General features: G+C 32.5%; 12 protein-coding genes. 1 reads left to right on the top strand and 11 read right to left on the bottom strand.

Features of this window, described 5'->3' with window-relative positions; genetic code table 11:
* Positions 1–11: 11 nt before the first annotated feature.
* The 6 genes from CWS01_RS15390 to CWS01_RS15365 form a co-directional block, all read right to left on the bottom strand.
* Positions 12–830 carry a carbohydrate ABC transporter permease gene (locus CWS01_RS15390; protein WP_101178078.1) on the bottom strand — a complete coding sequence of 273 codons (819 nt, stop codon included), beginning with the start codon at positions 828–830 and terminating at the stop codon, positions 12–14.
* Positions 830–1,792, bottom strand: coding sequence for a carbohydrate ABC transporter permease (locus CWS01_RS15385; protein WP_235852085.1), 963 nt, complete (start codon positions 1,790–1,792; stop codon positions 830–832). The genes CWS01_RS15390 and CWS01_RS15385 overlap by 1 nt, the downstream gene beginning before the upstream one ends.
* Positions 1,793–1,875: 83 nt before the next feature.
* Entirely contained in the window at positions 1,876–3,156 is a 1,281-nt protein-coding gene (locus CWS01_RS15380; protein WP_101178076.1) for an ABC transporter substrate-binding protein, read from the bottom strand.
* Positions 3,157–3,257: 101 nt separating this feature from the next.
* Positions 3,258–4,325, bottom strand: coding sequence for a response regulator transcription factor (locus tag CWS01_RS15375; protein ID WP_101178075.1), 1,068 nt, complete (start codon positions 4,323–4,325; stop codon positions 3,258–3,260).
* Positions 4,325–6,106, bottom strand: a complete 1,782-nt coding sequence (locus tag CWS01_RS15370; protein ID WP_168714410.1) for a cache domain-containing sensor histidine kinase — start codon at positions 6,104–6,106, stop codon at positions 4,325–4,327. Before CWS01_RS15370 ends, CWS01_RS15375 begins: the two co-directional genes overlap by 1 nt.
* Before the next feature lie 334 nt (positions 6,107–6,440).
* Entirely contained in the window at positions 6,441–6,866 is a 426-nt protein-coding gene (locus CWS01_RS15365) for an OsmC family protein (RefSeq protein WP_193603785.1), read from the bottom strand.
* A gap of 328 nt (positions 6,867–7,194) precedes the next feature.
* On the opposite strand from CWS01_RS15365, the gene CWS01_RS15360 reads away from it, so the two are divergent.
* The gene (locus CWS01_RS15360) at positions 7,195–7,896 is read left to right on the top strand and encodes a DUF554 domain-containing protein (RefSeq protein ID WP_101178073.1); all 702 of its coding nucleotides are present in this window, start codon (positions 7,195–7,197) and stop codon (positions 7,894–7,896) included.
* 342 nt (positions 7,897–8,238) lie between these two features.
* On the opposite strand, the gene CWS01_RS15355 is transcribed toward CWS01_RS15360, so the two are convergent.
* The 5 genes from CWS01_RS15355 to CWS01_RS15335 form a co-directional block, all read right to left on the bottom strand.
* A complete protein-coding gene (locus tag CWS01_RS15355) occupies positions 8,239–8,424 on the bottom strand; it encodes a DUF3934 family protein (protein WP_101178072.1) in 186 nt (61 codons plus the stop codon).
* A 169-nt stretch (positions 8,425–8,593) separates the two neighbouring features.
* Entirely contained in the window at positions 8,594–9,163 is a 570-nt protein-coding gene (locus tag CWS01_RS15350) for a GNAT family N-acetyltransferase (RefSeq protein WP_101178071.1), read from the bottom strand.
* A 92-nt stretch (positions 9,164–9,255) separates the two neighbouring features.
* Positions 9,256–9,906: a class I SAM-dependent methyltransferase gene (locus CWS01_RS15345; RefSeq protein WP_407938574.1), complete on the bottom strand. Its 651-nt coding sequence runs from the start codon at positions 9,904–9,906 to the stop codon at positions 9,256–9,258.
* Between the two features lie 223 nt (positions 9,907–10,129).
* Positions 10,130–10,339: a Fur-regulated basic protein FbpA gene (locus tag CWS01_RS15340; RefSeq protein ID WP_101178069.1), complete on the bottom strand. Its 210-nt coding sequence runs from the start codon at positions 10,337–10,339 to the stop codon at positions 10,130–10,132.
* Positions 10,340–10,785: 446 nt separating this feature from the next.
* Positions 10,786–12,063 carry a glycosyltransferase family 2 protein gene (locus tag CWS01_RS15335; RefSeq protein WP_101178068.1) on the bottom strand — a complete coding sequence of 426 codons (1,278 nt, stop codon included), beginning with the start codon at positions 12,061–12,063 and terminating at the stop codon, positions 10,786–10,788.
* Positions 12,064–12,096 lie beyond the last annotated feature (33 nt).

Here is a 12,096-nt window from a genome sequence, read left to right as displayed (position 1 = left end):
ACTTTCATTCACTATTTAATAGCTCCTTCCGCAATCCCTTTTAATATATATTTTTGGAAAACGGCATAAAAGATTACTACTGGAAGAGCAGTTATAATAAGTCCTGAAAGGATTTTTGGCCAATCGCTGTTATATTCGCCAAACAGCATATTTACAGATAGCATAAGGGTATAATTATTAACATCTGTCAGCATAATTAATGGAAGCAAGAAATCATTCCATAGCCATAAAACATCTAAAATTAAGATAGTAGCAGTTATCGGTTTTAAAAGTGGAAATATAATCTTTGTATATATTTGAAAATCATTACAGCCATCAATCTTAGCTGCTTCCTCCAGTTCTTTGGGAATCGATTTTACAAACCCATGATAAAGGAATATCGCCATATTCACCCCTAAGCCGATATAAATTAACCCTAACCCGTAGATAGACCCTTGAACATGGATACCTTTTGCTATTTTTGTCAGTGTTATCATAATAGAATGAAAAGGAACCAACATGGATGCTAAAAACATGGTAAAAATAAAATTGCTTAATTTCCCTGATGTTCTAGCCAGTTTATATCCTGCCAATGATCCAAAAATAACAATTCCTGCTAAACCAATGACGGTAACAATTATCGTGTTCCATCCGCTTTGAAATAAATTCAGCTGTTCAAACACACCAGTATAATTTTCAAAATGCAATTTACTAGGCCACTTTAGTACAGAGCTAAAAATTTCCCCTTGTGTTTTAAAAGAGTTTATGAGCGCCATATAAATAGGAAAAAAGGAGATGGCTGCGAAAAATAATAAAAGCAATGTGCTTAAAACAGAATATAGTCTTTTCATTATGCTTCCACCTCTTTCTTTTTCAATAATCTTGTTTGAATCAATGTAATTACTAATACAATCAGAAAAAGAATCATTGCTTTTGCGTTAGCATATCCATATCTAAAGTTATTAGAAAAGGCTTCCTCATAAATATTTAATGCCATTACTTGTGTCGATCTTCCTGGTCCTCCTGATGTTAGGGCATATACTACATCAAAAACCTTAAAGGCACCGTTTAATGTCAAAAATGCACAAATAGTTACTGCATGCATAATCATTGGCAGCGTTACATGGATAAGTCTTTGAAATGGATTTGCTCCATCAATTAAAGCTGCTTCTTTCAGATGCTTGGGCACACCTTGAAGTGCTGCCATGTAGATAACCATCATATAGCCGATGCCATGCCACAAGGAAACAATTAGTATGGAGTAGAAAGATACATCTGCATCACCAATCCACGGCTGATCCAAGAATGCTAGCATTGCTTTTTTAGATAACTCTGGCAGTACATTCGTAAAGATGAAAGAAAACATTAATGCACTAATAATTAGACTTAGCATATTGGGGAGAAAAAAGATTGTCCGAAAAAACCCTTTTGTTCTAATTCTCGTTTCAATAAATAAGGCTAAGAGAAGGGCAATTACGTTTTGAAATACAAACATAAAAGCAGTATATTTAAGTGTAAAGAAAAAAGAATGGCGAAAATCTACATCTTCTTTAAATGCTTCCATATAATTGCTGAATCCGACAAAATGAAAAGTTTGCGATAAAGCATTCCAGTCAGTAAAACTGTAGAATCCTGCTCCAATGGTTGGAATCAATAAAAAAACAAAATAGAAGATAAATGCAGGTAGAACGAATAATAATAAACTTAGGGTATTTTTTTGTTTGACCGTACGGTGTTTATTTTTTGTACCTATTTTAATAGAAATAGGTTTTATGCTAATCTCACGATTTTGTTTTCCTAAATCTGACATCACCTAACACCTCTCCGTACTGTTATATTTGTATGCAGAAAAACAGCTAAAAACTGTCTTTCTGCATACCTTGCCTTTTAACATTTTTACTTATTATTTTTGTTAAATTGTTCCCATGCACGATCCAAACCTTTAATCACATCACTTCTAGATATATCACCAGCAAGATAGCTTTGGAATAATTTTTGCGATTCATCTTTTACAGCGGATGGTATAGCAGGATCTTGATATGCTTTCCCCTTGGAAACATATTCTGTCGATTCTTTTAACCAAGGAAATGCCTCGAAAGTATGAACAGTTGAAACTGCATTGAATCCAAGGCTGTTATAAAAATCGCTGGAATCTTGATCATCCAAAATGTAATTGATTAAATCTTTTGCTACTTCTTTATTTTTACTCATTTTGGAAACAGCAAGAGATGTGGATGTACTAATATCTAATAATGTGTTTTCCGGATTATCATTGATTGGTAATGGAGCCACACCAAATTCAAAGTCTTTATTTGCATTTAATATAGAATCTGACATCCAAGGTCCTTGAACCCACATAGCTGCCTTTCCACTTGCAAAATCAGCTGCCCCTTGATCTTGGCCATTCTCAAATGCACGTTTAGTACCGTTTTCATTCACTAAGTCCATCATGTTGAACATATCTTTTATTTCTTTAAACGATCCTTTTCCGTCATTCATATTTTTAATAAAATCAGGATTATCTGTACTAACAGATGCTCCTACAGTTAATGGCAAAAATAGTTGAGGAATATAAGCATCTTTATAGGTTAATAAAAATGGCGTAATTTTATTTTGTTTTAATATTTTTATCGTTTCTTCCATTTCAGAGTAAGTTTCTGGAATTTTCAAATTTAAATCTTTAAATATTTTTTTATTGTACATAAATCCCCATTGGATCGTCTCTAATGGCACTGCTACTACTTTTCCATCCGTACTCGTCACAGCAGGTTTAACCGTGCCATACATTTTATCCACAAATGGTTGATCCGATAAATCCTCTAAATAGCCAGCTTTATTAAATAGAGGAATATCATTGACTGCATGGAGACTGAATATATCTGGGCTATCACCAGAAGCAAGTCTTGTTTTTAATAATTGAGAAGCTTGGTTTACATTTGGCAACTCCAATTTGATTTTTACATCAATATTCTTTTCTTCTTTCTCTTTTGCAACAAACTGATCAAAATAGGTTTGATATTGTTCTTTAAATCTTGGTTGTCCTATAAAGATTTTGAGTTCCACTTGCTTGCCTGATTTTGAATTGCTGTCTCCTGATGCACTTTCATTTGAATTACATCCTGCCAGCAAACCAATTGCTAAAATCATTACCAGTAAAATTGAAACCGCTTTCTTCATTTATCGTTCCTCCCCTACTAACTATTTAAATCATACTTATATAATAAACGCCTACCGTTTAATAGATAATTGAAAATATTAGCGCTTTCATTTGGATTATTTTAACCTTTTCTCATTTCTCCCGGAGAAATCTTAAAATATTTTTTAAAGACTCTGTAGAAATAAGAGATATCTTCATAGCCAACCATTCGTGCAATACTTTTTATTTGCAGCTTATTTTCTTCCAACAATCTTTTTGCCTCTTCCATCCGCATCCTTACAATGTATTCAGTAATATTGCAGCAATATTTATTTTTAAATGCCTTGCTTAAGTATTCTTTGCTTACATAAAACTTATTTGCCAGCACTTCCAATGAAATATGGGGTTCTGCATAATTGCGGTCGATATACTCTTTTATTTCTTCTAAATTAAGCCTGTTTTTTCGGCTTTTTAAATCAATCATCGTTGCAATGTATTCATTGCCTAATTCTTGATGTTTGTTCATAAGCGCCTTTAAACTGCTGGCACTTTCAGTTAATAGAGATGCCTTTTTTTCCAGCACCTCTAAAACCGTACAATCATTTTTTAAGATTTCTTTCTCTAATAATCGAATAAATTCATGATCCATCTTAATAAAGGCATCGCTGTTGATCCCTTCCATTTTGCCAAATTCATCAAAAAAACTCTCAATAGCCTGTTTAAAACCATTTGCATTTAATTCACTTAAATATGAAGCGAGCGTTTTTTTATATTTTATGATAAAAGCAGAAATATCTCTGTTCAGAAACGGAAAAGGATTTAATGAAGACTTTTTGCTATCTTCAATTTCTTTTGTACATTTTGCAAGCGCAAGATTCAATTCTTCTCTGTTTATCGGCTTTAATAAATATTCATTTGCTTTTGAAAGGATTGCTTGCCGCATATAATGAAAATCATTATATCCGCTAGCAATGATCAGTTTAATTTGCGGAAACTTTTCTGCAACAATTCGCAATAACGCCATTCCATCTACGCCAGGCATTTTCATATCAGTAATGACAATTTCCGGATTAATTTTTTCAATTAATTTTAGACCCTCTTCCCCGTTTGCGGCTTCCTCAATGACATTAATGCCAAGGCGATTCCATTCCCCAAAGTGTTTAATCGTTTCTCTTGTCCATTTTTCATCATCCACAATTATTATTTTCATTATGCTAATCCCTCCATTTTCTTTTTGGCAGGAATGCGAATAACCACTATTGTTCCTTTGCCGCGTTCACTTGTTATATTTAGTCCGTAATCATTGCCAAAATATAAATGAATTCTTGCCGCAATATTTTTTATCCCAATACTTCCTTTTCCAAATAACTGATTGGACGTATTGTTTATTTGCTCCCGCAGTTCAACTAATTTTTCCTCGAGAATCCCAATTCCATTATCTTTAATGGTAATTTCTATATCATCAAACACATTCTCCACTTCAATTGTTAATTTCCATTTCCCCACTTTTTGCTCAAACCCATGATTGAATGCGTTTTCAATTATTGGCTGTATTGTAAGCAACGGGATAATATAACTCTCTGCTCCTTCTTCTATAAAAATATTTGTTTCTATATTTCCTTCAAACCGTTCATTTTGTATATGCAAATAATTTTTGATATGCTCTATTTCATCCTCAATTAATACAAAATCTCCTTGCTTGCCTGTAATATAGCGAAACATATCACTTAATGCACTTATAACTGTATATACCGATGCCGTATTATGCGCTACTGCCATCCCTCCTACAAGCTGCAGTGTATTATAAAGAAAGTGGGGATTTATCTGTGCTTGCAGTGCTTTAAATTGGGCTTCTTTTGTTGCTATCTCACTTTTATATTCTTTATCTATTAATTCTTTTATTTTATAAACCATTGTTGTAAATCTTTTTTCAAGCAAACCAATTTCATCTAAACGCTCTGTTTTAATTTTCACGTTAAAATTACTGCCTTCTACTTCTTGCATAGCGCCCACCAATTGGATAATCGGTTTTGTTGTTTTTAATGACATATATATAGATAGAATAATAGTAAGAATAATGGATAACATACTAATTACTATTCCGTATACAATAGCTTTTGCTGCTCCCTTCATCATTACCTTCTTTGGAATTACCTTTACAACAGCGACTTTATTATTTAATGATTTTTGAAAAAAAACATAACTATTTTGAGTTTTAAAATAATACTCCTCCTTTTTACTGTTATTTATCTGTTGTACAAATCTTTGAAAGCCTTTATTTTTAGCAGCTAAGTTTGGATTATATAATATTTCTCCGCGATTATTTATTATGTATACGGAACTCTCTTCTTGTTCTGTTTTCAACATATCAATGACGCTGTCGACAATATCCCAATTGATATCTATTGATATGCCGCCTACTATTTTTCGATCTTCAAATCGAATAATGCTTCGGGTAAGAGTGAAATTTTGCTTCGTCTTTCCATTATTAAAAATATAGTTTGGGTTAACGCCTAATTTGTCCCAATTTGTTTCTTTAATAGTTTGTAGCCTGAACACACGAAATTCACTGTCCAGTAAAGAGTAGACTTGTTTGCTTTCTTTTGCATAGATGGAAATGCTGTCAATATGATCATTTTGGTAGTAAATAGCAGATACTTTATCCTGAATATAATCCAATGTACTAAAATTCAACGGAATATTTTCATCATTCGATTGACTAATACTTGGGATTAATTTTTCATCAATTAAGCTAGCAAATAAAATTTTATCACTTTCCTTTAGCTTTTCTTCCACATACTTCCCTGCTAATATAATTCTAGATTCATTGGAAGTTACTACTTCTTTTTCATAGTTTTTTTGCGAAATATTTATTAAAAAAACAATTAAGATAAGAACTGGCAAAATCATGACAGATAACATTAGAACCATTAACTTATAGCGGATGCTGCTCGCTAATTTATATTCCATACGCTTTATCAAAGAAACCATTTTTCCCTCCTCCTTATTCATATTTTTTGTTTCATTCACTTATAAAAACACTGCTATTCTTAAACAAAAACCATCTATAATTTTAGAATACTGTAGATTATAGAGAAAATCATTAAAATTAACAACAAGAGGGAGTTCTAAAAATTTTCTTTTAGAACTCCCTCTTGTTCGAGAATTTTTCTTTTGCATGTTACTGCCCTTGCCCTTTGACTTTTAATCGAAAAAAGTATATTTTTAAATTTTTATCATCAATCGCCTTGGCCAATACGCTGAGTAATTATTTCCGTATTTTGAAATTTATTGAAATGAAAATATCATTAACTAACTTTGCGATTTACAGCACTTGCTCCCCTTTCACCTTATTTATCGAATAGCTTACTGTTAGATTGGCATTTAATGAATGAGATACCGAACAGTACTTGTCCTTTGATAATTGAATAGCACGAACGACTTTATCTTCTGGGAGATCGCCTTCTAACGCGTAATGAATGTTAATATCTGTAAAACGTTTTGGGTGCTCCTCTGCCCGCTTGCCGATTACTTCCATTGAAAAAGATGCAGGTTCTAGCCTCATTTTTTGCAAGATAGATAAAATATCTATTCCTGTACATCCTGCAACAGCATTCAAAAGAAGTTCTGTCGGTCTAGCACCTGTATTTTCTCCGCCAAATTTCTCATCTGCATCTATTTTCAGTTCATGTCCAGATGGAGTTTGTCCACTGAATGCCATTTTTCCATTCCATTTAATAGTTGTCTGCAATTCTATCCCACTCCTTTATTTTATTATTAAGAATAACCCTATCTTAAGTTGCCGCTACTAGTATGTGATGGAAGGTTGGATTTAATTCCAATCACATATAGATAAATCGCTAACTAGCAATTATTTTCTTTCTATTCCAATATGAATCTATAAAAGATATCCATAAAATTTTAGAATCTCCTCTATATTCCTTATTTTAACTAATCATTTTCGTACAGCAATCCCTTCTTTTTTAAATTTCATAAATATTGCAATTTTTGTTTTTTTCTCAAGATCTTTCCCTTATAATTTAAAAAGCACAACTATAGAATTGGACAGGTGAAAAAACATGGTTTTATTAGGAGCTTTAGCAAATGGAATAAGTGTAATTTTTGGGACACTATTAGGCAGCCTTTTCCGGCGAATACCTGATAGCATGAAAGACACCGTAATGAATGTGATGGGACTAGCCGTCATTGTTCTTGGAATACAAATGGGATTTAAAAGCGCAAACTTCCTTATCGTCATTCTTAGTCTTGTAATAGGAGCAATTATTGGAGAATTATTATTTTTAGAAAATAAAATAAATCAATTAGGAAATTGGCTGGAGAAAAAATTAGGGAGTTCCAAACAAGGGAATATTTCCCAAGGATTTGTCACAGCTACTTTAGTTTTCGTTGTTGGCGCAATGGGAATTCTTGGCGCATTAGATAGCGGGATTAGAGGGAATCATGATATTTTATACACAAAAAGTATTATGGATGGATTTATTGCGATTATCTTAACTACAACATTAGGAGTCGGCGTTATCTTTTCAGCAATTCCGATTATTTTATATGAAGGATTAATTGCCCTTTTTGCCACACAAATAAATTTATTTATTCCAGATTCTTTAATGAATCAAATCATTATAGAAATGACCGCAACAGGCGGGATTATGATCCTTGCAATCGGTACGAATTTAATCGGACTTACAAAGGTGAAAGTAGCGAATCTTCTGCCTGGAATTATAGTCTCTGCCATTATCGTTTCTATTCTTTATAAGTTTTAGATGGATAAGCATATATTGAGATGCCTCCTTTTCAGGATAAATGAAAGCACCACGTTTTTATCGGATCGTGTAATCTCATTCTCGTCACATATGCTTTGACTATTTTATACCGAAAACGGAAGTAACCCCAAATTTATTCGCCGTTCTCTCCAGCTTATATCCATCATGGAAATAAAAAGAGCAAATTATTCTAATAATAGACTTTCTAAAAATAAAATCTAAAAAAAGAAAGCCCGTGTTTTGGCTTCCCTTTTTAGATTTTATTTTTGCTTCTATATAGAATCTATGCTCTGTTAGATTTTTTATATTGCTACAATAATTTTCTGCTGTGATATTGTCCTATTATTCCTTATTAGCTTTATCTTCACTGGCAGCATTCTTATTATTGCCATGTTTTACACCTTTACTTGTATACGGTTTGGTACTTTTTGCTTTATTGGCACTTTTTTGCCAACGGTTCCAACCCTTTTTTCCTGTTCCTGTTCCTGTTCCTTTTCCTGTTCCACTTTTTGCTTTTGCTTTCGGCATCGACTCAACTCCATTACATCATATAAAATAGGTTTATTATTTCCTTTTGATCGCTTAACAGTTAAAGCTTAATTTAACCATATACAGTTCGAAAAGTCGACACTCTTTATTTTTTCCAAACAAAAAAATCCAAGGTTTACTACCAAGGATTTTGTTCTATCTATATTATTTATGGTTTTGTGCTGAATTCTTCTTTTAAAATCGAATATAGTTGCATATCCTGATGTTTTCCCTTTAACAAGATACCTTTTCTGATTGTTCCTTCATATTTCATTCCTGCTTTTTGCATTACTTTTTCAGAAGCCTTATTTTCCTTTACACATCTTGCTTGAATGCGAATAAGATCCATTTGTGTAAAACCAAAAAACACTAATTTTCTGCAAGCTTCCGTCATAATGCCCTTCCCCCAATAATCTTGATGAAGAACATAACCTATTTCTGCTGCTCTATTTTTGGTCTGCCACCAAACAAAATCAATTGTGCCAATAAGCTGACCATTTTCCTTCCATTCCATTCCCCACGGAGCAATTTTTTTTAATTCATATTGATCCATAATATACTTAATAAATTCTCTTGTAGCTGTTACTGTTTGGTGTGCTTGCCAAGTAACATACTTAGCTACTTCAGGATTAGAGCAATATGCATACATATCTTTTGCATCTTTTAAGTTAATTTTCCGAAGAATAAGCCGATCTGTTTCTAAAACAGGCAAACTGCCATATATATCATGAATATCCATACAACACCTCATTTTACAAAAAGAATGGATAATACCCCTAATATCCTCAATCACTTTTATGTACTATAATAAAGTTTTCTCTACGCTATTTCCTAATAGGTCATAGAGGATTTAGCATGTTCATTCTTTTTAATCACCAGCATCGTATTGGCATTTTCCTGAAATTCATAATTCACATTTACTTCTTTTAATGTAAATCCCTTATTTTTTAAATCTTTGATGACTTTATCAAGATAAATGGAACGTTTTCCCTTTAAATCTACTAAAGGGAATATCCTAACCTCTTGCCTGGCAACTCGAAGAAATTCCTCTATTGTTTGAAAATGAAATGTTTCATCCAACCGATCATCGTACATAAACAAAAAATGAGCAGACAAAATCACATCAAATTCATTGTCGCAAAAAGGCAAGGAAGGCAAGGTTGCTGGAATATATCTGTCTGGGAACTTTTTTCGATCGGCGGTACTATCCGTTAATGCCTTTAGACGATGCTTATGCAGTGCTCCTATATCATCAAAATAATTCCAAACATAATTGTTTTTTGCTGCTTTCATTTGCTCAACAGCATGCTGTATATCTTTTAAGCCTTTATGATATAAATCATCTTCTGAATGATCGTACGCAATATCGGCTGCTGTATTATTGAACCCCTTGCTGTTTGCAATTGCCGTAAAGGAACAGGCCCCTGCAGGACAATCTAAGATTTTTTTCCCAGCTAGTTCCTTATCCGACAATTTAAACATATCTACATACTCATCATAAGACCTTCCTATGACAACAATTCGATCCAAATCTAATTTTGTATGGCTCAACTTTATCACCTCGTTTTTATATTCTATATGGAAAGATTTTCTTCCTTTCCTTTTTTAATAATTTCTCAGATTAATGGTTTTATTTTCAATATAAAGACATAGCAATCAAAAAAATGGAGCAATACATCGCCCCATTTTATTATTCATTATGCATTCAACTTCCTTTTTTATTAATCCAATGAAGAGACCCCATATCACTATGTGGATGAGCTTTATCGACCCTTTTGTTAAATTCCTGTTCTAATTCTTGTAAAGATAGGTCATAAAGATGCTTATCATCTTTTTTATATACTTTTAGTGCAAGTAATTTATTGATTAGACATTCTTTTCTCTTTTCTTTTTCTTTGCGTACTTTTTCATCCATATAAATCGCTCCCTACTCAATAATTTACCAAAAGCAGCATAGTGTTTGGACTAAGAATGACATTTGGTGATACTATATGTATATATATTCCGATTGTTGTACTTGGATTAATAAACTATCCCAATTATTGATTGATTCACAAAAAGTACAATAATTACATCTTTTTTAAAACAAAAAGGCCTTCGCTTAAAACATAATTGTTGTAAGCAAAGGCCTCTAGTTATCTAGTCGGCTTATTTTTATTAAAAAATGTAAAAATCCTATCCAATCCTCTAATATCTTTATTAACTAAACAATACCAATTGGAATAGTGTGTTTTTATATTCTATAAGATAACAAATCTATTTTTTTTCGTCAAGATAAAAAAGCAATTCATACCATACAAGAATGAAATTGCTCTTTTTTATTTAGGATTCATTTTTATTATTGTTATGATCCACTTTTGCCTACAGTCTAAATTCAATTGGTTCTCCTTGTTTAAAATGCAGCAATAATTGAGGTTGAATGATCACTGGATTGGTTATCGACTGTTTAAGTTTTTTAGCTACTACTTCTTCTATAGAATGAAGACAATTATTCAAGCAAATATAAAAACTATTTTCGCACTTATATAACACTCCGTTTGGAAGAAAAGTGGTTGTATCATTTAATTCTTCTATAGTAGTGCCATCTGGAATTTGATGGAGAAAACTGTTAGCTAATTTAACAGGTACTTGATGGTGAAAATGAAAGTCTTGAAGTGCTTTTGAATTACGAAATAGATGCTTTTTATTTTTCTGCATATAATATAGCGAGGAATTTTCATTCGATTTAATGAGTTTATGATTCGGAAATAGCTTGCTGTTTTTAAAAATCTGACTGTCAATCACCTCTCCCTCTTTATATTTAAACAAAAAAGGATCAGGAATTCTTACCACCTTATGAGGGTCGTAATGCAATTGTTGAAAAACTTTTGGGGAAATTTTTCTTCTTTGTTGCTTATCGATTACATACACGTCGTTACTTAACCCTCTAACTAATGTTCCATCTGGAATAATTTTGGGCATATAGGTATACAGCTTTTGAAAGGAGTCATCCCCTTTCCATGCAATATCCAATAATTTCCTTATTGGATAAAAAGAATTAAATTCAGTTAAACGATTCCAAAAAACAGCATCACCAAAATTCCAATTATCAGGATGATCATCCCAGTAACTACCGTATTTCTTAAATACTTTTTCTGCGATTGTCCGTGTATGCATCACAGAGCAATGATCCACTCTTCCAGCTGCATTCTTTAACTGCCCGGAAACTCTTCGCACACCTTCTCGCTGCCTGCCAGTCCTTTCATCCACCCATTTAACTAGTTGATTTGAATAGACAATATCTATATTTGGATGCTGCAAATAATAAACCATTGTTTCCAAGCGATTAGGCAAAAATATATTATCATCTGTCAAATAAGTAAGATAATCTCCCCTGCTTTTTGAAATTGCTTCATTTATTAACGTGGCATATCTAGTTGTTTTGTACCTCTCACTATCTAAAACATGACTATTAAAATAGCTAATTCTTGAATCTGTTAAATATTTTTTAATAATGGCTACAATTTCTTTACTTGAGTTATCATCCATAATAAACAGTTCCCAATTGCTATACGTTTGATTAAGAACACTTTCTATCGCACTTGCAATCGTAAGGGGTTTATTATAGCTGGTTAGGATTACAGAAACCAAGGGCGTCATTTCTTTTATGTCACTTCCATTCTATTAATGGAT

This window comes from Niallia nealsonii, from assembly GCF_002835805.1.
Taxonomy (GTDB): Bacteria; Bacillota; Bacilli; order Bacillales; family Cytobacillaceae; genus Niallia; species Niallia nealsonii.
This window is presented reverse-complemented; position numbering and strand designations above follow the sequence as displayed.

Coding starts and splice junctions, on each gene's coding strand:
- CWS01_RS15390 (WP_101178078.1), bottom strand. CDS start 830: ATGAAAAGACTATATTCTGTTTTAAGCACATTGCTTTTATTATTTTTC.
- CWS01_RS15335 (WP_101178068.1), bottom strand. CDS start 12,063: ATGACGCCCTTGGTTTCTGTAATCCTAACCAGCTATAATAAACCCCTT.
- CWS01_RS15360 (WP_101178073.1), top strand. CDS start 7,195: ATGGTTTTATTAGGAGCTTTAGCAAATGGAATAAGTGTAATTTTTGGG.
- CWS01_RS15380 (WP_101178076.1), bottom strand. CDS start 3,156: ATGAAGAAAGCGGTTTCAATTTTACTGGTAATGATTTTAGCAATTGGT.
- CWS01_RS15340 (WP_101178069.1), bottom strand. CDS start 10,339: ATGGATGAAAAAGTACGCAAAGAAAAAGAAAAGAGAAAAGAATGTCTA.
- CWS01_RS15345 (WP_407938574.1), bottom strand. CDS start 9,906: ATGTTTAAATTGTCGGATAAGGAACTAGCTGGGAAAAAAATCTTAGAT.
- CWS01_RS15375 (WP_101178075.1), bottom strand. CDS start 4,325: ATGAAAATAATAATTGTGGATGATGAAAAATGGACAAGAGAAACGATT.
- CWS01_RS15370 (WP_168714410.1), bottom strand. CDS start 6,106: ATGGTTTCTTTGATAAAGCGTATGGAATATAAATTAGCGAGCAGCATC.
- CWS01_RS15355 (WP_101178072.1), bottom strand. CDS start 8,424: ATGCCGAAAGCAAAAGCAAAAAGTGGAACAGGAAAAGGAACAGGAACA.
- CWS01_RS15350 (WP_101178071.1), bottom strand. CDS start 9,163: ATGGATATTCATGATATATATGGCAGTTTGCCTGTTTTAGAAACAGAT.